Annotated in this window: 18 protein-coding genes; 12 read left to right on the top strand and 6 right to left on the bottom strand. The window is 40.5% G+C overall.

All coding sequences use genetic code 11. The features are described 5' to 3' along the window. Positions 1-291 precede the first annotated feature (291 nt). From sdhC to ACGEDC_RS20765, 10 genes are all read left to right on the top strand, one after another. Positions 292-687 carry a succinate dehydrogenase, cytochrome b556 subunit gene (gene sdhC / locus ACGEDC_RS20810; protein WP_065107843.1) on the top strand — a complete coding sequence of 132 codons (396 nt, stop codon included), beginning with the start codon at positions 292-294 and terminating at the stop codon, positions 685-687. Next, positions 681-1,028 carry a succinate dehydrogenase, hydrophobic membrane anchor protein gene (sdhD, locus tag ACGEDC_RS20805; protein WP_055023360.1) on the top strand — a complete coding sequence of 116 codons (348 nt, stop codon included), beginning with the start codon at positions 681-683 and terminating at the stop codon, positions 1,026-1,028. The genes sdhC and sdhD overlap by 7 nt, the downstream gene beginning before the upstream one ends. After that, a complete protein-coding gene (gene sdhA, locus ACGEDC_RS20800) occupies positions 1,029-2,795 on the top strand; it encodes a succinate dehydrogenase flavoprotein subunit (RefSeq protein WP_055023359.1) in 1,767 nt (588 codons plus the stop codon). It abuts the gene before it with no gap. Positions 2,796-2,806: 11 nt separating this feature from the next. Beyond that, the gene (locus ACGEDC_RS20795; RefSeq protein WP_055023358.1) at positions 2,807-3,514 is read left to right on the top strand and encodes a succinate dehydrogenase iron-sulfur subunit; all 708 of its coding nucleotides are present in this window, start codon (positions 2,807-2,809) and stop codon (positions 3,512-3,514) included. A 210-nt stretch (positions 3,515-3,724) separates the two neighbouring features. Further along, complete coding sequence (gene sucA / locus ACGEDC_RS20790) at positions 3,725-6,547, top strand: 2-oxoglutarate dehydrogenase E1 component (protein ID WP_055023357.1); 2,823 nt, start codon at positions 3,725-3,727, stop codon at positions 6,545-6,547. Positions 6,548-6,574: 27 nt separating this feature from the next. Further along, on the top strand, positions 6,575-7,762 hold the full coding sequence (gene odhB / locus ACGEDC_RS20785) for a 2-oxoglutarate dehydrogenase complex dihydrolipoyllysine-residue succinyltransferase (protein WP_394495529.1): 1,188 nt from the start codon (positions 6,575-6,577) through the stop codon (positions 7,760-7,762). Positions 7,763-7,839: 77 nt separating this feature from the next. After that, positions 7,840-9,006 (top strand): ADP-forming succinate--CoA ligase subunit beta, encoded by a 1,167-nt coding sequence (gene sucC, locus ACGEDC_RS20780; RefSeq protein WP_065107845.1) that lies wholly within the window; start codon positions 7,840-7,842, stop codon positions 9,004-9,006. Next, the gene (gene sucD / locus ACGEDC_RS20775; protein ID WP_055023354.1) at positions 9,006-9,878 is read left to right on the top strand and encodes a succinate--CoA ligase subunit alpha; all 873 of its coding nucleotides are present in this window, start codon (positions 9,006-9,008) and stop codon (positions 9,876-9,878) included. Before sucC ends, sucD begins: the two co-directional genes overlap by 1 nt. A gap of 219 nt (positions 9,879-10,097) precedes the next feature. Beyond that, positions 10,098-10,598 (top strand): GNAT family N-acetyltransferase, encoded by a 501-nt coding sequence (locus tag ACGEDC_RS20770; RefSeq protein WP_055023353.1) that lies wholly within the window; start codon positions 10,098-10,100, stop codon positions 10,596-10,598. A 209-nt stretch (positions 10,599-10,807) separates the two neighbouring features. After that, positions 10,808-11,680, top strand: coding sequence for a putative porin (locus ACGEDC_RS20765; RefSeq protein WP_394495526.1), 873 nt, complete (start codon positions 10,808-10,810; stop codon positions 11,678-11,680). An 80-nt stretch (positions 11,681-11,760) separates the two neighbouring features. Here ACGEDC_RS20765 and fur read toward each other — a convergent pair whose 3' ends face one another. Next, positions 11,761-12,192, bottom strand: coding sequence for a ferric iron uptake transcriptional regulator (gene fur, locus ACGEDC_RS20760; protein ID WP_055023351.1), 432 nt, complete (start codon positions 12,190-12,192; stop codon positions 11,761-11,763). 324 nt (positions 12,193-12,516) lie between these two features. On the opposite strand from fur, the gene cobB reads away from it, so the two are divergent. After that, on the top strand, positions 12,517-13,275 hold the full coding sequence (gene cobB / locus ACGEDC_RS20755) for a Sir2 family NAD+-dependent deacetylase (protein WP_055023350.1): 759 nt from the start codon (positions 12,517-12,519) through the stop codon (positions 13,273-13,275). A gap of 36 nt (positions 13,276-13,311) precedes the next feature. After that, positions 13,312-13,770, top strand: a complete 459-nt coding sequence (locus ACGEDC_RS20750; RefSeq protein ID WP_394495523.1) for an AAA family ATPase — start codon at positions 13,312-13,314, stop codon at positions 13,768-13,770. 92 nt (positions 13,771-13,862) lie between these two features. Here the strand turns inward: ACGEDC_RS20750 and ACGEDC_RS20745 are convergent, their stop codons facing one another. The 5 genes from ACGEDC_RS20745 to ACGEDC_RS20725 all read right to left on the bottom strand — a co-directional run bounded on the left by ACGEDC_RS20745 (position 13,863) and on the right by ACGEDC_RS20725 (position 22,867). Then, positions 13,863-15,932 (bottom strand): bifunctional 2',3'-cyclic-nucleotide 2'-phosphodiesterase/3'-nucleotidase, encoded by a 2,070-nt coding sequence (locus ACGEDC_RS20745; protein ID WP_055023348.1) that lies wholly within the window; start codon positions 15,930-15,932, stop codon positions 13,863-13,865. 525 nt (positions 15,933-16,457) lie between these two features. Then, the gene (locus tag ACGEDC_RS20740; RefSeq protein ID WP_394495520.1) at positions 16,458-18,524 is read right to left on the bottom strand and encodes a bifunctional 2',3'-cyclic-nucleotide 2'-phosphodiesterase/3'-nucleotidase; all 2,067 of its coding nucleotides are present in this window, start codon (positions 18,522-18,524) and stop codon (positions 16,458-16,460) included. Positions 18,525-18,817: 293 nt separating this feature from the next. Beyond that, on the bottom strand, positions 18,818-20,998 hold the full coding sequence (locus ACGEDC_RS20735; RefSeq protein ID WP_055023346.1) for a M3 family metallopeptidase: 2,181 nt from the start codon (positions 20,996-20,998) through the stop codon (positions 18,818-18,820). Between the two features lie 262 nt (positions 20,999-21,260). Then, positions 21,261-21,656, bottom strand: coding sequence for a phosphate ABC transporter substrate-binding protein (locus ACGEDC_RS20730; RefSeq protein WP_394495517.1), 396 nt, complete (start codon positions 21,654-21,656; stop codon positions 21,261-21,263). 11 nt (positions 21,657-21,667) lie between these two features. Further along, positions 21,668-22,867, bottom strand: a complete 1,200-nt coding sequence (locus ACGEDC_RS20725) for a hypothetical protein (RefSeq protein WP_394495515.1) — start codon at positions 22,865-22,867, stop codon at positions 21,668-21,670. Between the last annotated feature and the right edge of the window lie 5 nt (positions 22,868-22,872).

Genomic DNA, 22,872 nt, shown 5'->3' with positions numbered 1-22,872 from the left:
CCTTGCTAGACGCCTTGCCAGCTGTGGTTTGTTTGCAAAAAAAATGCAAAAAAACAAATTTTGCATAGTGTGACGTTTGTATTTGACAATGGGCTTGAGTATACTTGCCTGCGTCCACAAAGGGCGACAGACATCACATTTTTGAAAACATTTTTTACCTAGCTAAATTAGTGGTTTCTCAAATAGTTAAGTGTTTGATAGTAGTCTGTTATGTTTCAACATTTTGTTTACATATGTGTGTTGGTGTTGCAAATAGAAGCAAAGCAAGATGAATAATAAAAATAATGCTCAATGGAGCTGAGTGAGCAGAACGTGAAAAAGCAAAGACCTGTCCATATAGACCTACAGACCATTCGCTTTCCTGCAACAGCGATTGCGTCAATTCTTCACCGTATTTCCGGTGTTATCATGCTGTTTGCTGTCGGTATTCTTATTTGGATGCTAAATGAATCTTTAGCATCTCCTGAGAGTTTCGCTGGCCTACAATCTCTTTTTGATAACTTGCTCGTTAAGTTTGTTATCTGGGGAATTCTTACTGCGTTGGGTTACCACTTAATCGTTGGCTTACGTCATCTGATTATGGATACCGGTCGTTGGGAAGAGTTAGCCTCAGGCTTAGCTTCAGCAAAAATCGCCTTTGTACTTTCAGCGGCGTTTTCAATCATTGTGGGGATTTGGGTATGGTAACTAATGCAGCAAGCCTTGGACGCAGTGGTGTTCATGACTTTATTTTAATTCGTGCTAGTGCCGTAATTTTAACCTGTTATACCATTTTTATGGTGGGTTTCATTGCGTGTAGCGCCCCATTAACTTACGAAATCTGGCATGGCTTATTTAGCACTTTGCCGATGAAAGTATTCACTCTGCTAGCGTTAGTCGCTGTGCTTATTCATTCGTGGATTGGTATTTGGCAAGTGCTAACTGATTACGTTAAAAATGTATCAGTACGTGGATTACTTCAATTCGTATTTGTCGTAGCGGCTTTTTGTTATCTAGCTGCAGGCATCATTATAGTGTGGGGTGTTTAAGTGGCTATTCCAGTTCGCGAATTTGACGCAGTAGTGATCGGCGCTGGTGGCGCTGGCATGCGAGCGGCTTTACAAATTTCTAAAGAAGGTAAGAGCTGTGCGCTTTTATCTAAAGTATTCCCAACACGTTCTCATACGGTTTCTGCGCAAGGTGGTATCACTGTTGCGTTAGGTAACGCCCATGAAGATCACTGGGAACAGCACATGTACGATACCGTGAAAGGTTCTGATTTTATCGGCGACCAAGAAGCGATTGAGTTTATGTGTAAGACAGGTCCAGAGGCGGTTATCGAGCTTGAGCAAATGGGTCTTCCATTCTCACGTTTCGAAAACGGCACTATTTACCAGCGTCCATTTGGTGGCCAATCAAAGAACTTTGGTGGCGAACAAGCGGCACGTACTGCAGCGGCAGCTGACCGTACAGGTCATGCTTTGCTTCATTGCTTATACCAACAAAACGTTAAACACAAAACAGAAGTGTTTTCTGAATGGTATGCATTAGATTTAGTTAAAAATGATGACGGCGCAATTGTGGGTTGTACTGCAATTGAAATCGAAACTGGCGAGATTGTTTACTTTAAGTCGAAGGCAACAATTTTAGCAACGGGTGGTGCAGGGCGTATTTACGCTTCTACTACAAATGCTCACATTAACACTGGTGACGGTGTCGGTATGGCAATGCGCGCTGGTGTTCAGATGCAAGACATGGAAATGTGGCAGTTCCACCCAACGGGTATTGCTGGCGCAGGTGTACTTGTAACTGAAGGTTGTCGTGGTGAAGGTGGTTATCTTTTAAATAAAGATGGCGAACGCTTCATGGAGCGTTACGCTCCTAACGCAAAAGATTTGGCTTCTCGTGACGTCGTTGCTCGTTCAATGATGACTGAGATCCGTGAAGGTCGTGGATTAGATGGTCCATTAGGCCCGCACTGTTTACTTAAACTTGATCACCTAGGTAAAGAAACATTAGAAGCGCGTCTTCCTGGTGTTTGTGAACTTTCTCGTACGTTTGCGCATATTGATCCAGCAGATGGCCCAATCCCTGTATTGCCAACATGTCACTACATGATGGGTGGTCTACCCGCTAAAGTTAGTGGCCAAGTTGTTCGCCAGAACGAAGATGGTTCAGAGCAAGATATCGTAGGCTTATTTGCAGTTGGTGAGATTGCTTGTGTATCAGTACATGGTGCAAACCGCTTAGGTGGTAACTCACTGCTTGATTTAGTGGTATTTGGTCGTGCTGCAGGTCAGCATTTAGGTAAAGCGTTAGATGAGACTGCTGATCCTAAAGCACCTTCAGAAGAGCAAATTGCTGCTTCTCTTGATCGTCTTAATCGCTGGGAAAGCAACAAAGAAGGTGAAGATCCTGCAGTAATCCGTAAAGACTTACAGTTATGTATGCAGCTTAACTTCTCTGTATTTAGAAGTGGCGATGCAATGGCTGAAGGCCTTAAAGAGCTTAAGAAGATCCGTGAACGTTTAGCTAACGCCAAGTTATCTGATAATTCTTCAGAATTTAATACTCAACGTATCGAGTGTTTAGAGTTAGATAACTTAATGGCTACAGCGATTGCAACTGCTTATGCTGCTAACTTCCGTACAGAAAGCCGTGGTGCGCATTCTCGTGAAGATTTCTTAGACCGTGATGACGATAATTGGTTATGTCACAGTGTCTTTGATCCTGTCACTGAACAAATGACTAAGCGTGAAGTCAACATGGAGCCTAAGCTTCGTGATGCATTCCCGCCTATCAAGCGTACTTACTAGGAGAAGCCACGATGAAATTGGAATTTGCAGTTTATCGCTACAATCCTGATGTAGATACTAAGCCTTATATGAAAGATTACAGCTTAGAAGTGGAAGAAGGTACCGATATGATGGTACTGGATGCACTGATGAAGCTGAAAGAGTCAGACCCTGAGTTATCATTTAGACGCTCATGCCGTGAAGGTGTTTGTGGTAGTGATGGCGTGAATATGAATGGTAAAAATGGTTTAGCGTGTATTACGCCTGTTTCTACATTTAAGGGTAAGAAAATTGAAATCCGTCCTTTACCAGGCATGCCTGTAGTGCGTGATTTAATTGTTGACCTGACTCAGTTCTACACTCAGTACGAAAAAATTAAGCCGTTTCTTATCAATGATGAGAAAACGCCGGCTCGTGAACATTTACAATCACCTGAAGAGCGCGCTCATTTAGATGGTTTGTACGAATGTATCATGTGTGCTTGTTGTTCTACTGCTTGTCCATCGTTCTGGTGGAACCCGGATAAATTTATCGGTCCAAGTGGTTTATTGCATGCTTACCGCTTCTTGATTGATAGTCGTGATACGGCAACTGAAGAACGTCTAGCTGGTTTAGATGATGCTTACAGTGTGTTCCGTTGTCATGGCATCATGAACTGTGTTGATGTTTGTCCTAAAGGATTAAACCCAACTAAAGCAATTGGCCATATTAAGTCAATGCTATTGAAGCGAGCAGTATAAATGCACAGTTTAGAGCTAGGTTTACAGTTTAATTAGCTCTCATTGAGAGTCATCTTCATCTTTGGAGATGACTCTATTGTGTGTATTAGGAAGTCCTTTGTATTTAACTGATTAAAATTATATAGTTAGATACGATTCGATTGCGGTGCAATAGGTATCGTAATTATGATTATGTCGAAGCACGTGTATCAAGTTTTGTAAGGAAAAGTAATGCACCAAGGCATCATGAAAGCTTGGCTCGAATCGTCACATTTAAGTGGCTCTAATTCGACCTACGTAGAAGAGATGTATGAAGCCTATCAAGAAGATCCAAGTTCAGTTTCTGAAGACTGGCAAGTTGTTTTTGATAATCTCCCTGCGGTAAATGGTACTTCTCAAGATATACCTGAAACTGCACACTCTAAAGTACGTGATTATTTCCGCAGTTTAGCATTAGAAGGTCGAGCCAAAGGCGCCAGCCGTGTAACCGACCCTGAATTAGATGCTAAACAAGTTAAAGTTCTCCAGTTAATCAATGCTCACCGTTTTCGTGGTCACCAAAATGCCAATCTCGATCCATTAGGGTTATGGCAGCGTGAGTCAGTATCTGAATTAGATCCAGCGTTTCATGGTCTAGATGCTGAAGATATGCAACGTGAATTCAATACAGGTTCATTTGCATACGGTAGCGACACTTTAAAATTAGCCGACATCGTTAAAGCACTTAAGAGCACTTACTGTGGCTCAATTGGTGCTGAGTACATGCATATTACTGATACGGATGAAAAGCGTTGGATTCAACAACGTCTTGAACCATCTTTAGGTAAAGCTAATTACGACATCAGCACCAAAAAACGTATCTTAGAAGGCCTAAATGCTGCTGAAGGTATGGAAAAATACCTTGGCGCAAAATTTCCAGGCGCAAAACGTTTTTCTCTTGAAGGTGGCGATGCATTAGTACCAATGATGCGCGAAATTTTATACCGCGCAGGTGAAGCTGGAACGAAAGAAATCGTAGTTGGTATGGCTCACCGTGGTCGTTTAAACGTACTTGTAAATGTACTGGGTAAACGTCCTGCAGAACTATTTGATGAATTCGCTGGTAAACACGATGAAGTTCAAGGCTCTGGTGACGTTAAGTATCACCAAGGTTTCTCATCAGATTTTGAAACACCAGGTGGTAATGTTCATTTAGCCTTAGCGTTTAACCCATCTCACCTTGAGATTGTTAATCCTGTTGTTATTGGCTCTGTTCGTGCTCGTCAAGACAGACGTGGTTGTAAAGATGGCTTACAAGTTATGCCAATTACTATCCATGGTGATTCAGCAATAACAGGCCAAGGTATTGTTCAAGAGACATTCAACATGTCTCAAGCTCGTGGCTTTAAGGTTGGCGGTTCGATTCGTATTGTTATTAACAACCAAGTTGGCTTTACCACTTCTAACCATGAAGATGTGCGTTCTACAGAGTACTGTACTGACATCGCTAAAATGGTGCAGGCACCCATTTTCCACGTTAATGCTGATGACCCAGAGGCCGTTGCCTTTATTTCTCAGTTAGCCGTTGATTACCGTAATGAATTTAAACGTGACGTTGTTATCGATTTAGTTTGTTACCGTCGACATGGTCACAACGAAGCTGATGAGCCAAGTGCTACACAGCCGTTGATGTATGCAAAAATCAAAAAACATCCTACGCCACGTAAGATTTATGCCGATCGATTAATCGAAGAAAGCAGCATCTCTGCTGATGATGTTACTGGTTTAGTTAATACTTACCGTGACTCATTAGATGCCGGTGATTGTGTTGTTAAAGAATGGCGACCAATGACATTACATACTGTTGACTGGACGCCATACCTTAATCGTGAGTGGGACGAAAGCTACCAAGCGTCAATGGAACTTGAGCGTTTAAATAATTTAGCGCAAAAGATCGTTGATATCCCTGAAAGCCACAAATTACAGTCTCGTGTCGCTAAGATTTACAAAGACCGCGTATCTATGGCCGATGGTGAAAAACCAGTTGATTGGGGTTTTGCTGAGACGTTGGCTTATGCGTCTATCTTGGAAGATAAAAAACGAGTTCGTATTACAGGTCAAGATTCTGGCCGTGGTACTTTCTTCCATCGTCATGCGGTTCTTCATAATCAAAATGACGGTACCACTTATTTGCCATTACGTAATGTGGCTGATGAGCAAGGTGAAATTGATATTACTGACTCAGTATTATCAGAAGCATCAGTACTGGCATTTGAATACGGTTACGCAACAGCTGAGCCAGGTGGTCTGACTATTTGGGAAGCACAGTTTGGTGACTTTGTTAACTGTGCCCAAGTGGTCATCGATCAGTTCTTATCATCTGGTGAGCAAAAGTGGGGCCGTTTATGTGGTCTAACTATGTTGCTACCTCATGGTTATGAAGGCCAAGGTCCTGAGCATTCATCTGCACGTCTAGAACGTTTCTTACAACTTTGTGCAAACCATAATATGCAAGTGTGTGTTCCTTCTACGCCTGCACAGGTTTATCACATGTTGCGTCGTCAAGTTGTACGTCCTATGCGTCGTCCACTTGTTGTTATGTCGCCTAAATCATTATTGCGTCACCCATTAGCTGTTTCAACATTAGATGAATTAGCTAACGGAAGTTTCCAAAGTGTCATTGGTGAACTTGATGCATTAGATGCAAGCAAAGTAGAACGCGTTGTCTTCTGTAGCGGTAAAGTGTATTTCGAGTTACTCGATAAGCGTCGTAAGCAAGAAATTACCAATATTGCTATTTTACGTGTGGAACAACTGTACCCGTTCCCACAAGAAGAAATGCAAGCAGCACTTGCTGATTATCAGCATGTTAAAGATTTTGTATGGTGTCAGGAAGAACCTCAGAACCAAGGTGCTTGGTATTGTAGCCAACATCATTTCTGGGCAGCGATTCCAGCTGGAGCTCAATTAACTTATGCGGGCCGTGAAGCATCTGCTGCACCAGCTTGTGGTTATCCAGCGCTTCATGCTCGCCAGCAAGAAGAATTAATCAATAGCGCATTAAAACTGTCGTAATAAAATTTATAAAAAGGAAAGCTTTCCATGAGTATCGAAATTAAGGTACCCGTTTTGCCAGAATCAGTTGCTGATGCAACTATCGCGACATGGCATGTGCAGCCTGGAGAACAGGTTTCTCGTGACCAAAATCTAGTTGATATTGAAACTGATAAAGTCGTACTTGAAGTTGTTGCGCCAGAAGATGGTTCTATTAGCGAATTATTATTCCAAGAGGGCGATACTGTCCTTGGCGAACAAGTTATTGCTAACTTTGTTGCTGGTGCAGTTTCTGGTCAAGAAGTGACTAAAGCTGAAGCAGAAGCAGCATCTCCTGCTGTTGAATCTGATGAATCAAACGATGCACTAAGCCCATCAGTGCGCCGTCTAATTGCTGAGCACAATGTTGATGCTAGCCAATTGAAAGGTTCTGGCGTTGGCGGACGTATTACTAAAGAAGACGTTGAAGCATTTGTTAAGTCTGCTCCTGCAGCGAAACCAGCAGCTGCATCAGCACCTGTTGCGCCGCTTGAAGGTCGCAGCCAAAAACGTGTACCGATGACACGTTTACGTAAAACAATTGCTAACCGTCTGCTTGAAGCGAAAAATTCAACGGCAATGCTAACAACGTTTAACGAAGTTAACATGCAGCCAATTATGGACATTCGTAAGCAATATCAAGAAATCTTTGAAAAGCGCCACGGAATCCGTTTAGGTTTTATGTCTTTCTACGTTAAGGCTGTAACTGAAGCGCTGAAACGTTTCCCAGAAGTCAATGCTTCTATCGATGGTGACGAAATTGTTTACCACAACTACTTTGATGTGAGCATTGCAGTATCAACTCCACGTGGTTTGGTTACACCAGTATTACGTGACACTGACACTATGAGCCTTGCTGAAATCGAAAAGAATGTTCGCGAATTAGCGCTTAAAGGCCGTGATGGTAAATTATCAGTAGATGACATGACCGGCGGTAACTTTACAGTGACTAATGGCGGTGTATTTGGCTCATTAATGTCAACACCTATTCTAAACCTTCCACAAAGTGCAATCTTAGGCATGCATGCTATTAAAGATCGCCCAATGGCAGTGAACGGTGAGGTTGTTATTCAACCTATGATGTACCTAGCACTATCTTACGACCATCGTATTGTTGATGGGCGTGAGTCAGTTGGATTCTTGGTTGCTATTAAAGATTTCCTTGAAGACCCAACTCGTCTATTGCTTGACCTTTAAGAGTCAACTAGACAATACCCTCGTAGCTGGCTCATAAGAGCCAGTAGGATTTTTAAGAAGTATATGGATAGATCATCATGAATTTGCATGAGTATCAGGCAAAATCCTTATTTGCCGAATATGGTTTACCAGTTTCTGAAGGCTTCGCTTGCGATACAGCCCAAGAAGCGGTAGAAGCTGCTGGTCACATTGGCGGTGATATGTGGGTTGTTAAGTGTCAAGTACACGCTGGCGGCCGTGGTAAAGCAGGTGGCGTTAAAGTTACCGGCGATAAAGAAGAAATCAGAGCATTTGCTGAAAACTGGTTAGGTAAGAACTTAGTCACTTATCAAACTGACGAAAAAGGTCAGCCAGTTGCTAAAATCTTAGTAGAAAGCTGTACTGATATCGCAAACGAATTATACCTTGGTGCTGTAGTTGACCGTGCAACACGTCGTGTTGTTTTCATGGCATCAACTGAAGGTGGTGTTGAGATTGAAACTGTTGCTGAAGAAACGCCTGAGTTAATTCACAAAGCAATCATCGATCCACTAGCGGGCCCACAACCATACCAAGCACGTGATCTTGGCTTCAAGTTAGGTCTAAACCCAACTCAAATGAAGCAGTTCACTAAAGTGTTCATGGGCTTAGCTAAAATGTTTGAAGACCATGATTTCGCTTTACTTGAAATCAACCCACTTGTTATCACTGACGAAGGCAACATTCACTGTCTTGATGGCAAAATTGGTATCGATGGTAATGCTTTATTCCGTCAACCAAAAATCCGTGAAATGCACGATCCATCACAAGATGATGCACGTGAAGCGCACGCAGCTAAGTTCGAACTTAACTACGTTGCACTAGATGGTAATGTTGGTTGTATGGTTAACGGTGCAGGCCTAGCAATGGGTACTATGGACATCGTAAACCTACATGGCGGCAAGCCAGCTAACTTCTTAGACGTGGGCGGTGGGGCAACCAAAGAACGTGTTGCTGAAGCATTTAAAATCATTCTTTCTGATTCAAATGTTAAAGCCGTTCTAGTGAACATCTTTGGTGGTATCGTTCGTTGTGACATGATCGCAGAAGGTATTATCGGCGCTGTTAAAGAAGTGGGTGTTGAAGTACCAGTTGTTGTTCGTCTTGAAGGTACTAACGCTGAATTAGGTCGTGAAGTTTTAGCTAACTCAGATCTTGATATCATTGCAGCTACCAGTTTAACTGACGCAGCTGAGCAAGTTGTTAAAGCTGCGGAGGGCAAATAATGTCTGTATTAATTAACAAAGATACTAAAGTTATCTGTCAAGGTTTCACTGGCGGTCAAGGTACTTTCCATTCTGAGCAAGCAATTGCTTACGGTACTAAAATGGTTGGCGGCGTTTCTCCAGGAAAAGGCGGTCAAGTTCATTTAGGTCTGCCAGTCTTTAACACTGTTAAAGATGCTGTAGCTGAAACAGGCGCAACTGCTACTGTAATTTATGTACCAGCTCCTTTCTGTAAAGATGCTATCTTTGAAGCAATTGACGGTGGCATCGAGCTAATCGTTTGTATCACTGAAGGTATCCCTACGTTAGATATGCTTCAAGTTAAAGTTAAACTTGAAGAAACTGGCGTTCGCATGATCGGTCCTAACTGTCCAGGTGTTATCACTCCTGGTGAATGTAAGATTGGTATCATGCCTGGTCACATCCACAAGCCTGGTAAAGTCGGGATTGTTTCACGCTCTGGTACATTAACGTACGAAGCGGTTAAGCAAACTACTGACGAAGGTTTCGGCCAATCAACTTGTGTTGGTATTGGTGGTGACCCAATTCCTGGTACTAACTTCATCGACGTATTGGAAATGTTCCAAAACGATCCACAAACTGAAGCAATCGTAATGATTGGTGAAATTGGTGGTACTGCTGAAGAAGAAGCGGCTGAATACATCAAAGCTAACGTTACTAAACCTGTTGTTTCTTACATTGCTGGTGTGACTGCACCAGAAGGTAAGCGTATGGGTCATGCTGGCGCAATTATCGCTGGTGGTAAAGGTACTGCAGAAGATAAATTTGCTGCACTAGAAGCTGCTGGCGTAAGCACAGTTCGCTCTTTAGCTGATATCGGTAAAGCGTTACGTACTAAAACTGGCTGGTAAATACTAGCAATTGATATAAAAGGCGCTTCGGCGCCTTTTTTGTTGGGCAACAAACGGTTGATGATGAAATATTATTCATTTTATTATGTGGTTATTGATAAATCGTCAAATCTTGATAAGGTTATTTTACTAAAGTTAAACATGTAGTTAGCCCACAACAATTCAGAATAATAAAGGTTAAGGATAATCGTGTCTCATATAACGCCCGTGATCCCCGCAGTGATTGCAGAAACAGATCGTCTACTCATTCGCCCATTTAATCAGCACGATATAGAAGCTATTTTATTAATGAATAGTAACCCTGATGTGCTAACTTACATCCCACAATCGCCCTTAAAAAGCCTATTAGAGGCTGAACAAGTTTTCAAAGAAGTGATACAAGCAGACTATAACGATAAAGGTTTTGGACGCTGGGCGGTGTACCATAAAGAAGATAAAAAAGTGATTGGTTTTTGTGGGCCTAAATACATTCCCGAATACGATAAAGTGGAACTGGGTTATCGCTTTCTTCCAGAATATTGGGGGCAGGGAATTGGTACAGAAGCAGCAAAAGCGGTAATGGATACACTTAAGCCAATGTTTGATATTGATGAAGTTATTGCGCTCATCTTACATGGAAATGTAGGCTCTGAAAAAGTAGCAGTAAACAATGGCATGTCGTTGTATGAACAAAACATATACAAAGGCCATAAGGTACAGGTATATCAAAGAATGTTATAAATTATTAACCTATCCGATTGAAATTTAATTTATATTTCGTTAGTTTAGAGTCTTCTAAGTAAAGGTAGATATTGTTATTTCTATCTTTGCCTTAGAAGTATCCCCAAAAAACTCTATGGAAAGAGTCGATCGCAACATTGCGATGTAGGAATAAAGATATGGATATTATCTTCTATGGCTCTTTCTTGTTATTTAAACAAGGAACAAATATGATTCAAAAAGGTTTATATTTAGCCATTCTCACCGCATTTTCTTCTTCTTTATCTACATTAGTGATGGCAGATGATGATTACCAACATGACGGCACTGTGACATATTTTGATCAAACAGAATCAAGTTCAGACGGAACCTTTAAACTCGATTACCGCTATTATTTCTCGTCGATAAATGACAATAAAACCCCTTATTTGCTATCAGGCTATCTTGGTCAGGTGTCAAATATAGGCGGGTTTTACTCAGGAATCGGGAATGATTTTGACCAATACAATATTTCTGGTGAATATGTGTTTGATTCAAAATGGTTTATCAAAGCACAATATTCTAATTTTGAAGCCGACTCTAGTTTCGAAAATGATAATTATGGTGTAACGCTTGGGTACTATTTCAATCCATCTAGTTCTTTTTATATTGAGTATATTCGTAGTTCAGGGGGCTATGATATCAGTGAATCATCATCTTTTAGAAAGTCTGATACTGAGCAAGATAGTATTACTTTAGGTGCTGATACTTACGTTCAATTTGATTGGACTGAAGGTTTGTATTTAAGTGGTCGATATACTTACAGTGATTACACCGTAGATTCAGTGTTTAACGATCCTGACATTAGTGATAGTGGTGGTTCCTATAGCGATAGTAATTCAACCGCTTTAGTGGAAGCGGATTGGTATGTCACTAATTCTTGGTCTGTAGGCGCTTCATATTTTTATGATTTTGATGAAAGTGAGTATGACAGCTGGTTATTAAGCACCGATTATTATTTACCTATAACTGACACAATGGCTGCGGTGTTTACTGCAGCTAAAGAGCTGGATTCTGATATTGATGGTTTCTCTTATAGTATTGGAGTGAATGGTCGATTTTAGTCTAGTCATTTTAGCGATAAAAAAGCCAGCTTAATGCTGGCTTTTTATTTGTTAAAGTCAATTAACTAAAACAATAAATGCTATTCGTCTGCGTGGTCACAGGTATCATTTGTGCAGTGACCATATAGATATAAGCTATGGTGAGTCAGTTTGATATTGTGGCGCATAGCGATTTCGTCCTGACGACGCTCAATAACTTCATCAGAGAACTCAATAACTTTGTCACATGTTAAACAAACAAGGTGATCATGATGCTTTTGAGTCGACATTTCAAAAACTGCCTTGCCGCTTTCAAAATGATGACGGTTTAAAATACCTGCATCGTCAAATTGGTTTAATACACGGTAGACAGTTGCTAAGCCAATTTCTTCACCAACATCGAGCAATTTTTTGTATAAATCTTCAGCACTGATATGTTGATTTTCAGGGGCTTGCATTAATTCTAGGATTTTAACTCGTGGCAGAGTAATTTTTAAACCTGCTTTTTTGAGTGCTTGATTTCCATCTGTCATTGCTAATCTCTTGATTGCAGAACCTAAAGGTTCATCCGTGGATAGTTAAGTTTATTATATGTGTTGAAATCAGAAACTGGAACCTTTGTTGAAGGTTAATCGACAATATAACTAGATTTTTCTGTGATCTACTCAATAAGCTGCTCATTTTAGTTAAAAAATACACAATAGTCTTACTTATACTAAGGGATTATTGTGAGTTTGCAGCATTTATATCACTATAGGGTTAGTATTTTACTCATGATTAGCAATATAAAATTTACAGTGATCTTTTGCTAAGCTAGTGATTGAGTTGCTTCATATTATAACAATAAGGAAATCAATATGTATCGGCAGATTGTAGTCTTAACTGGCGCAGGTATTTCAGCTGAGTCGGGGATAAAAACCTTCCGAGATCAAGATGGGTTGTGGGAGCAACATCATATTGAAGATGTCGCCACGCCGGAAGGCTATGCTCGAGATATTGATTTAGTGGAACGCTTTTATAATAGCCGTTGGGATAACCTTAACAGTGATGAAATTACGGTCAATCCAGCCCATGTTGCTTTAGCAAAACTTGAAGCGGAGTTTTCTGGCAAGCTACTTGTTATTACACAAAATGTGGATGATTTGCATGAGCGTGCTGGCTCTAAACGTTTATTACATATGCATGGAGAATTAAACAAAGGCCGTTGCCCTCAATCGCAGCAAACGTTCGTGTTACGCGAACCATTTAGTGAAGATAATTGCTGCACCTGTTGTATTCCAGCTAAACGTTTACGTCCTCACATCGTATGGTTTGGTGAAATGCCTTTTGGCATGGACAGAATCCATGATGCACTGGACAACTGTGATTTATTCATTGCAATAGGGACTTCTGGTACTGTGTATCCTGCAGCAGGTTTTGTCGATAGTGCTAATCATCATGGCGCACAAACCGTTGAGGTTAATCTGGCGAAGCCAGATCGACACAGTCAGTTTCAATATCACTTGACTGGAAAAGCAGGGGATATTGTGCCGCAATTAGTAGAAACTATTTTAGCAGGCGAGGTTGTGGGTAACCCATCATTCAATGAACAATTAGCCAATGCTTTATCAGCTTAAGTATTTATACGTATGTCACTTTCGAAATAAGAATTAATGAATCAAACTAATATAAAGTTAGCCATTATCATGCGAGGTTTACCTGGTAGTGGTAAGTCATACTGGGTGAATGAATTTTTAACAAAGCAGGGTATTGATACCGCATTACATGTTAAACAATATGGATATTTTTCAACGGATAAATACTTTGAGCAAGAAGGTCAGTATCTATTTAATCCTAAGTTATTAAGCCAATATCATCAGGCTAATTTAACGGCATTTATCAATGCGTTGGCAAGCAATGAACCATTAGTTATATGTGATAATACCAATGTGGCAAAATGGGAATATATGGCTTACGAGGCTGCTGCTAAAGCCCTAGGATATCAAGTTCGTGTCGTAGTTATCGGTGATCCTAAAGATAGTCAGCACCAAGCTTTGTGTGCTCAAAGAAATACACATAAAGTGCCACTGAACCATATCAAAACAATGGCGAGGTTGTTTGAACTTGATTAAGTTTTAATGAGAAAAAAGGCGCATTATGCGCCTTTTTAGTTAGCAGAAGTAATTAACTTTACAGAGAATTACGTTAATAAACTGATTCTTATTTAGTTAGATACAGGCGTTTGCAAATCAATATTGTAAATTGCAAACCCAAACTCATCAGTTAAGTCAGTTCGTTTTGTCATTGGGCGCACTTGATAGTCTTCGACAAACTTATCGGCGGTTGCACTGTCTTGAGTTTCAAAGCGAATATCAAGTGTAGTAGCTGAGTCGATAGTAACAAAGTCCCAATTATTATCCGCACTTGGGTCAACTTCGCCATGAGTCTCTGATTCTTCAGAAATATATTGAGCTAACGCCTCGCGGTTAGTATCTGGTAGCTCCATTACAACAAATTCAGCACCCGTACCTGCAAATTTACCACCAAATGCTCGGTAGTTATTCGAAGCAATAATAAATTCTTTACTTGCTAGTTCATCCCCTGTAAATGTCGTGCCATCAGCGTCTGTATAGCTTAAATCAACAATACGACTTGCATCAGCATTAACTACTGCGCAATCACCGTCAAATTTATTAGGCTGAGTCACATCTATCTTATAGTTAACGCCGTCGATAACATCATAGTTATATGTTCTATGAGTATCCCAATTAATTAAGTTTTGAGCGGCAGTTGAAGTAGGATCAATTTGATTAAATTGATTCGCACTGCATTCAAGCCAATCTTTAACTTCAGCACCTGTCACTTTAACTGCGACCATGGTATTTGGATAAAGATAAAGATCTGCAGCATTCTTATAAGTTAAATCACCAGCTGGGACTTGCACATAACTGTCAGCATCTGAAGTTGTACTGTGACGCCCACCGGCTTTAAATGGCGCAGATGCTGATAAAACTGGAATGCCTTTTAGAGCATCAACCTTTGAGGCCGCTTCCGCTACAGCGTCAATTTGGGCATTTGATACGATTTGCACGGTTGGATCATCTTGAACAAGCGAGAGGAAGCTGTACATGTCGGTAGATGATTTACCGATTGGCGCATTCACATAATCAAGGGTGGCGTTATGTTCAATTTCAACCATAGCGTGTATATCTGCATCAGGCTCAACAGCGAATTCTTCTGTGGTATCAGTCGCTTTTATAAAAATTGGCCGAGCATCAGATTGGCTGTTGACTACAGTCCAAGCACCATCTTCTTGGGTTAGCGTTAAATCGACTACACCTAAATTATCTCCCCAGCGGCCAGGCATGACCGCTGCAACTCCATTAATGGTTCCTTTGTCTAAATCAACATTTTCAACGTCAGCAAACTGAGAGCTTGGAAATACAGAGTGACTGTGGCCAAACATGATGGCATCAATACCCTCAACAGTGGTTAATGCCCACGTTGCATTTTCTGCATTCATGTCACTTGGGTTTTCTGATGAGCCAATACCTGAATGTGGAATCGCGATAATAACGTCTGCTCCAGCGGCCTTCATTTGAGGTACGTAACGCTCTGCTGATTCAACGATGCCGCGTGCAATGACTTTGCCGTCAAGGTTTTGTTTGTCCCAAATTTTGATTTGTGGCGGAACGAATCCAATGTAACCAATTTGAATCGTATGCTCGTCACCATTTTTATCAACGACAAGTTGATCTTTAATGATGAAGGGTTCAAACAATGGTTCACCTGCTTTAACGTCTCTGAAGCAATCATCAACTTCACAATAGACGTTGGCACTGATATAAGGAAAGTTTGATTCTGCTGTGGCTTGATCTAAAAAATCTAAACCGTAGTTAAATTCATGATTACCAATGTTACCCACTTCATAATTTAAAGTATTCATTGCTTTATAAGCTGGGTGAGTATCGGCTAATTGGTTAGTCGATTTAAATTCATGAGCAATATAATCGCCCATAGGACTGCCTTGAAGTAAATCACCATTATCAACTAACACACTATTACTGACTTCAGCACGTGCTTCATGAATTAGTGCTGCAGTGCGGGCTAAACCAATAGTTTTATCAGTTTGACCACTATAGTAATTATAATCCATGATATTAGCATGGATATCGCTGGTTTCCATGATACGCAAATCAACTTCAATGGTTTTAACATCGTCATCTGATGAGCTACAACCAGTAATACCTAATGCACCCGCAATAACAACTGCTAAAAGCTTTTTGTTCAACATAATAGTCTCTCTTTTAATCGCTTTTTCTGACCCCGGAGCTTATTATTCTTTTGCTCCATATTGTTGTGAGCAATTTACAGAGATGAAATGTAAATTAATCAATAAAGATTGTATTCAAAATAAATTACTGTGTTGTGATCTGGAAACGATAATGTGAAGATAAGTTATTTAAGCTGCAATTGTGTTAACAGTTGAAGTTTGTGGTAGTTATTTAGCGTTTTTTCAGTGTTTTAAACTTGAGAGTTCACTTAATTACCTTGCTAATCGCAATTGGTGTTAAATAAGAGGGCGTGTTTGAGTGATGAAGTAATGGAAAAGGGTTGATGACAATGCTCCTGATGTATAGGAGCATTGTCGTTAGCCTGTAGGTTTATCTTGGAAATTTTATTATCGCGCCTTGTTTAAATACTACTTAGGCACTCAAAAGTCGTTCGTATGAATATTGACATTAAACTATTGATTAAGCGGGTTTTTATAGTTTTTAGCCAAAATGTCATCAAGTATTGTTGACATATTATTGACGCATTAATTTAAGTCGATACTTAAGTCGATACTATAAATCGCGAAACCAGAAACTATATTATCAGCTTCAAGTTTGGTCATAGGACGCTGTTGGTTCTGTTTAATAAATGTATCTGCTAACGGTGAGTCCTGCGTTTCAAAACGAATATCAAGCTTAGTGTTTGATTCAATTGTTTTGAATTGCCAGTTATTATTAGCGCTAGGATCCACTTCACCATTGAGCTCTGACAATTGTGTAATGTATTGAGTTAAGGCTTCTCTGTTAGTATCTGGTAATTCCATCGCGATATAATCAGCGCCAGTACCGGCAAATTTATTACCAAATGCTCGAAAGTTATTGGTCGCGATAAGAAAGCTCTTATTTGCAAACTCTTCGCCTTTAAAAATAGTGCCAGAATCATCTGTGTAACTTAACTCAACAATTCGATTTGCATCAGCATTGACCATAGCGCAATCACCATCAAATTTATTAGGCTGAGTCACATCAATTTTGTAGTTAACACCATCAATGACATCAAAGTTATATGTTCGATGAGTTTCCCAATTAATTAAACTTTGGCTTGCTGCGGAATTTGGATCAATTTGATTGAACTGATTTGCACTACACTCTAACCAATCTTTAACTTGTTTACCTGTTACTTTTACCGCAACTAAGGTATTGGGGTAAAGGTATAGGTCGGCAGCATTTTTGTATGACAATTCTCCCGCTGCCACTTGCACATAACTGTCAGCATCAGAACTTGTTCGATGACGCCCGCCCGCTTTAAATGGCGCAGCTGCGGATAAAACAGGAAGGTGTTTTAATGTATCAATTTTTGCTGCGGCTTTAGTGACTGCATCTATTTGAGCATTCGACACAATTTGCACAGTAGGATCATCTTGAACAAGCGAGAGGAAGCTATACATATCCGCTGAGGATTTACCTATTGGGGCATTAACATAGTCGAGTGTGGCTTGATGGTCTGAAGCAACCTTTGTATGGATCTCTTCGTCTGGATTGACAGAGAACCCTGCTGTTTTATCGGTCTCTTTTATAAAAATAGGGCGAGCCTGTGACAAGCTGTTGGATACTCGCCATTTACCTTCCTCTTGGCGTAATGTTAAATCGATAATACCTAAATTATCTCCCCAACGGCCTGGCATCACAGCAGCGACACCATTAATCGTGCCTGTTTCAATATTGACTTTAGCGACATCAGAAAACTGTGCACTTGGGAAAACAGAGTGGCTGTGACCAAACATGATGGCATCAATGCCAGCAACCGTGGTTAATGCCCAAGTGGCGTTTTCAGCATTCATGTCACCTGGATTTTCTGATGAGCCAATACCTGAGTGTGGAATCGCGATAATGACGTCTGCGCCTTGATCTTTCATTTTAGGTACGTAACGCTCTGCTGATTCGACAATGCCTTTAGCGATAACTTTGCCGTCTAAATTTTGTTTATCCCATACTTTGATTTGTGGTGGTACAAAACCTATATAGCCTATTTTGATGGTGTGATTAGCGCCCTGATTATCGATAACTTCTTGTTCTGTAATGATGTAAGGCTTAAATAAAGGTTCACCAGCTTTGACGTCTCTAAAGCAATTATCAATCTCACAATAAACATTGGCGCTTATGTATGGAAAGTTGGCTGCTGCTGTTGCTTGATCTAAAAAGTCTAAACCATAGTTAAACTCATGATTACCAATATTACCCACAGCATAGTCGAGAGTATTCATGGCTTTATAAGCTGGGTGAGTATCGATTAGTTGGTTATTTGCTTGGAAAGTATGTGCAATATAATCCCCCATAGGGCTGCCTTGGAGTAAGTCACCGTTATCGACTAACACACTGTTTTTAACTTCAAGGCGTGCTTGTTTTATCAGGGAAGCGGTTCTTGCTAAGCCAATGGTTTTATCGACTCGGCTCGTATAATAATTGTAATCCATGATATTGGCATGAAGATCACTGGTTTCCATGATGCGCAATTCTACTTCCACAGCTGATTTAATTTCATCAGATGAGTGGCATCCACCCAGCGTTAGTGAACTGGCGATAACAATGGCTAAACAGGTTTTATTTAACATAGTTTTTCTCTTACTTGACCCCAGAGCATGCTTTTAGTGCTCTTATTATGTTGATTAATCACATTTTTATATTCTTTTTAATCGCTAGGAATTATATACAAAGTTAATTACAGAATGATAATTTCGCTAAAATAAAATTAACTATGTCGATTGAACGTACAAACCTCTATTTCATTAGGTTATCACTCTTATTTTTAAAGCATTTCAGGATTTAATGTTGCTGGCAGGGTTAAAAGGAAAATAATTAAGACAATAAAAAAGGCGCCGAAGCGCCTTTTAAGGGTTGAGATAAATTACTTATCTTCTAATAAGCCACGGCTTCTTAACAATGGCTCAATACCCGCATCTTTACCACGGAATTGACGGTAAAGTTGCATAGGATCCGCGCTACCACCTTTAGACAGAATATTATCTCTGAAGGCTTGTGCCGTTGCTGGGTCGAAAATACCATTTTCTTTAAACGCTTCAAATGCATCTGCGCCTAAGATATCTGACCAAAGGTAACTGTAGTAACCCGCTGAGTAGCCGCCCGCGAAAATGTGCGAGAAATACGTACTACGGTAACGTGGTGCAATTTCTTTAATCAGCCCCATATTGGCTAATGATTCAGCTTCAAATTTTGCTGCATCACGTACAGTATTATCAGTTAATGTGTGCCAATCTAAATCCAGTTTTGTTGCTGCCATATATTCAACTGTCGCAAAACCTTGGTTAAATTTACTTGCTGCTTGGATTTTTTTGACTAATTCTTGCGGGATAACTTCGCCTGTTTGATAGTGCTTAGCAAATTGCGCTAATACTTCAGGTTGGGTCATCCAGTTTTCCATGACTTGTGATGGGAATTCAACATAGTCACGTGGTACTGATGTACCAGCTTGTGAGCGGTATTCCACATCAGACAAAATACCATGTAGTGCATGGCCGAACTCGTGGAATAAGGTGCTTGCTTCGTCAAACGTCAGCAGTGCTGGCTCATCACCCGTTGGACGAGGGTAGTTCAGTACGTTTACAATGATAGGCTTTGATTCAACGCCATTCATGTTGTATTGCTGGCGGTATGAGTTCATCCAAGCGCCACCACGTTTACTGTCACGTACGTAGTAATCACCCATAAATACAGCTAAGAATGAACCATCTTTATCATAGACTTCCCATGTTCTAACATCTGGGTGATATTTTGGTAAATCGGTACGTTCTTTCACTGTGATGCCGAATAGACGGTTGGCTGTATAAAATACGCCATCTAAGGTTGCTTCAAGTGAGAAGTATGGACGCGTTTGTTGTTCATTGAAACTGTATTTAGCTACACGGATTTGATCTGAGTAATACCACCAATCCCACGCTTCTAATTTGAAGTCGCCACCTTGTGAGTCAATTAGCTTTTGCATTTCGACAACTTCAGCATTTGCTTGAGCAAGCGCTGCAGGCCAAACTTTGTCTAATAATCCATATACATTTTCAGGTGTTTTAGCTGTGCGCTCTTCTAGTACAAAATCAGCGTGGGTTTTGTACCCCATTAATTCAGCTTTTTCTGCACGTAATGAAGCAATTTTCGCTAAGGTTTTTTTGTTGTCATTCGCGTTGTCGTTATTAGCGCGTTCGATATAACCTTTAAATATTGTTTCACGCAGCTCACGGTTTTCTGCATAGGTTAAAAATGGCGTAATAGAAGGGCGTTGCGTTGTGAAAACCCATTTACCATCATGGCCACGTTTAGTGGCTGTCGCAGCAGCACTATCAATAATATCTTGTGGTAAACCTGCTAAATCAGCCTTGTTATCAATAACTAGCTCAAAAGCATTGGTTTCAGCTAATAAGTTATCGCCAAACTCAAGATTAAGCTTACCAATTTGCTCGTTTAGTGAGCGTAATGTGGCTTTGTCTTCAGCTGATAAGTTAGCACCGCCACGGGTAAAACGTTTGTAGGTGTCTTCAAGCAATTTAGCTTTAGCTGTATTGAGGTTTAAGCTGTCTTTTTGTAAATAAACGGCTTTAACACGCTTAAACAACTCATCATTTAATAAAATGTCATCGCTTGCTGCTGATAACATTGGGGACACTTCTTTTGAAATTTCTTGAATCGCTGGGTTTGTGTGCGCGCCAGTAAGGTTATAGAAAACACTAGCAACTTTTGTTACTAATTCACCTGAGAACTCCATTGCTTCGATGGTATTTTCAAATGTTGGTTTTTCTGGATTCGCAACAATAGCTGCTATTTCAGCTTTTTGAGCGGCGATACCTGCTTTAAAGCCCGGTAAGTAATGTTCATCTTTTATTTTATCGAAATCAGGGATTTCCATAAAAGTACCGTATGGTTTAAAGAATGGATTGTTAGCATTTTGCTCGATGATGTTACTAGCCACGACATTTGGTGCTTGTGTCGTGTTGGTTTGTACATTGTCATTGGCACAAGCACTTAACATGACTGTTAGTGCCATAGCTGAAACAAGCGGTTTGAGGGTTAGTCCCTTCATAGTTATTTCCCTGTTTGCATAAGAATGGTTAAAAATGAGCTTTTAATCGAAAGGTCGGTTTAAGCTTCTGTTTATCATTATTACATTATGATTTGTGACTAGTTTATCAAGTTTTGGTCGTAATCTTGTTTTAGTTTGTAACAAAAAATAAAGGGACCTGATGTTTATCAGATCCCTCTAGCATTTCAATTGAAGGGGGAGTATGAAATGCTTAAAACACAATCACTAAAACTTAATTTAAGACTATGGTTTTATGTCGTTTTTATGGCTTTAAAATCACTTTTACGCTGCCATCGACATCAGCTTCATCAATGTAGCCAATCGCATTAGGGTTTGACGCTACTGCTGACTTCATCGCCGCGGCATCATTTACTGTTGCTGGTGGGTTTCCTTTACCAGTAAATACCTGCTTTGACCAGAATGCTTTCAGTTGTGAATCAGATTTGCCTGTGACAGCACTATGAAACTCTGAACGTGTTGCATTACCTTCAGCAAGTTCATAAACCACTGCAGATTTTGAGCCTTTACCTAAAAATAATTTTTTAGCATCTGATGCGCTAATATCTGCCGCACCAGGTGCACCAATGATGACAACCGCTGCTTGAGCTGACATAACTGAACACACGCTAAGCGCTAAAATAGATAGGATTTTTTTCATTTTATCGCTCCTTAAAATACAACGTCGAACTGAACTGTGTACACTGTAGTGTCATCAAACTCTTGGGCTATGTTGGTATCAAAACCGCCAGAGGTGTCACCGAAGTCAGTGGCATGGGTTACGTCAAACTTAAGGGCTAAGTTATCCATTGCATCCCAACGAATACCTGCACTGTATGCTGTGCGCTCGCCGTTAAAAATTGCAATGTGAACAGGATTAGTTCGAACGTCATTATCTTTAGTTTCGTAGTACGAAGCAGTTACATAAGGAGTAAATGCGTTGATACGGTAACCTAAAGTGATATAACCTGCGTCAGAATCTGGGTATTCTTCATCAGTTTCAATACGAGTCCATTCTGCAATCGCTAGGAAAGAGCCATTGTCGTAACTTCCACCTAAGCCAACGAATGTGCCAGTTGCGTCATTGATATCAAGAAGAGGAACTGTTACATCTATTGAATAAGGTAAACCAGTGTTTGGATCAATTTGATCAACAGTCATTTGACGAGTCACAGTACCATCAAGAGTAGCCTGACCGTATACCGCACGGAATGTCCATGTTAAATCAGTCCAGTTAAGGTTTGCGCCGAAAATATTTCCAATATCAATTCCAGAATCTTCTGACTGGCCACCAAAAGCTTGAATTGTTAATGTTGAGTCATCAAACTCAATATCATAACTTGCATCACCGCCGGTGTAAGATGTGAAAGGAACCGCATCATAAACTTCCGAAGGTGGACGTACGAATGGCTGTGCGTAACCCACGTCTAAGTAATCAGAGTACATAAATAAAGGTACACGAAGTTTACCAGCACGAGCCTGAAGGCCACTTTCAAAACGGTGTGAGATATAAGCCCACTCAGCTTCTACTTCCCAATCGTTGCTGCCTTTCATCATAAGCTGCATTACGGCTTGAGTTTGATCTGTAATGGCAAAGGTACCTTGAAGACCAAACTTACTGCCGTCATCGAAGTTAGCAGAAGTAGTCGCACCTGCATAACCAGTGTTATTGTCAGAGCTGATATATGCACCAGTCATGAAGCCATTGAAGCTAAAACGTTCTGTTAAGCTTGCATTTTGACTTGCTTGAAGTGATTGCACTTGTTGTTCAAGCTTGGCAATTTTCTCTTCACTTGTTTCTTCAGCTGCGACATAGGCAGGAAGCATTGCAACAGAAATAGCTAAGGGTAGCGCTTTCAAGTTGAATTTCATGGTGT

The sequence above is a fragment of the Shewanella sp. ENK2 genome (genome assembly GCF_043568515.1).
GTDB classification, from domain to species: domain Bacteria; phylum Pseudomonadota; class Gammaproteobacteria; order Enterobacterales; family Shewanellaceae; genus Shewanella; species Shewanella japonica.
This window is presented reverse-complemented; position numbering and strand designations above follow the sequence as displayed.

What these genes read in the sequence shown, in the direction of transcription:
- fur (WP_055023351.1), bottom strand. Translation starts at nt 12,192, where the DNA reads ATGACAGATGGAAATCAAGCACTCAAAAAAGCAGGTTTAAAAATTACT.
- sdhD (WP_055023360.1), top strand. Translation starts at nt 681, where the DNA reads ATGGTAACTAATGCAGCAAGCCTTGGACGCAGTGGTGTTCATGACTTT.
- ACGEDC_RS20740 (WP_394495520.1), bottom strand. Translation starts at nt 18,524, where the DNA reads ATGTTAAATAAAACCTGTTTAGCCATTGTTATCGCCAGTTCACTAACG.
- ACGEDC_RS20745 (WP_055023348.1), bottom strand. Translation starts at nt 15,932, where the DNA reads ATGTTGAACAAAAAGCTTTTAGCAGTTGTTATTGCGGGTGCATTAGGT.
- ACGEDC_RS20765 (WP_394495526.1), top strand. Translation starts at nt 10,808, where the DNA reads ATGATTCAAAAAGGTTTATATTTAGCCATTCTCACCGCATTTTCTTCT.
- cobB (WP_055023350.1), top strand. Translation starts at nt 12,517, where the DNA reads ATGTATCGGCAGATTGTAGTCTTAACTGGCGCAGGTATTTCAGCTGAG.
- ACGEDC_RS20750 (WP_394495523.1), top strand. Translation starts at nt 13,312, where the DNA reads ATGAATCAAACTAATATAAAGTTAGCCATTATCATGCGAGGTTTACCT.
- sdhC (WP_065107843.1), top strand. Translation starts at nt 292, where the DNA reads ATGGAGCTGAGTGAGCAGAACGTGAAAAAGCAAAGACCTGTCCATATA.
- odhB (WP_394495529.1), top strand. Translation starts at nt 6,575, where the DNA reads ATGAGTATCGAAATTAAGGTACCCGTTTTGCCAGAATCAGTTGCTGAT.
- ACGEDC_RS20725 (WP_394495515.1), bottom strand. Translation starts at nt 22,867, where the DNA reads ATGAAATTCAACTTGAAAGCGCTACCCTTAGCTATTTCTGTTGCAATG.
- ACGEDC_RS20730 (WP_394495517.1), bottom strand. Translation starts at nt 21,656, where the DNA reads ATGAAAAAAATCCTATCTATTTTAGCGCTTAGCGTGTGTTCAGTTATG.
- sucC (WP_065107845.1), top strand. Translation starts at nt 7,840, where the DNA reads ATGAATTTGCATGAGTATCAGGCAAAATCCTTATTTGCCGAATATGGT.
- ACGEDC_RS20735 (WP_055023346.1), bottom strand. Translation starts at nt 20,998, where the DNA reads ATGAAGGGACTAACCCTCAAACCGCTTGTTTCAGCTATGGCACTAACA.
- sucD (WP_055023354.1), top strand. Translation starts at nt 9,006, where the DNA reads ATGTCTGTATTAATTAACAAAGATACTAAAGTTATCTGTCAAGGTTTC.
- ACGEDC_RS20795 (WP_055023358.1), top strand. Translation starts at nt 2,807, where the DNA reads ATGAAATTGGAATTTGCAGTTTATCGCTACAATCCTGATGTAGATACT.
- sucA (WP_055023357.1), top strand. Translation starts at nt 3,725, where the DNA reads ATGCACCAAGGCATCATGAAAGCTTGGCTCGAATCGTCACATTTAAGT.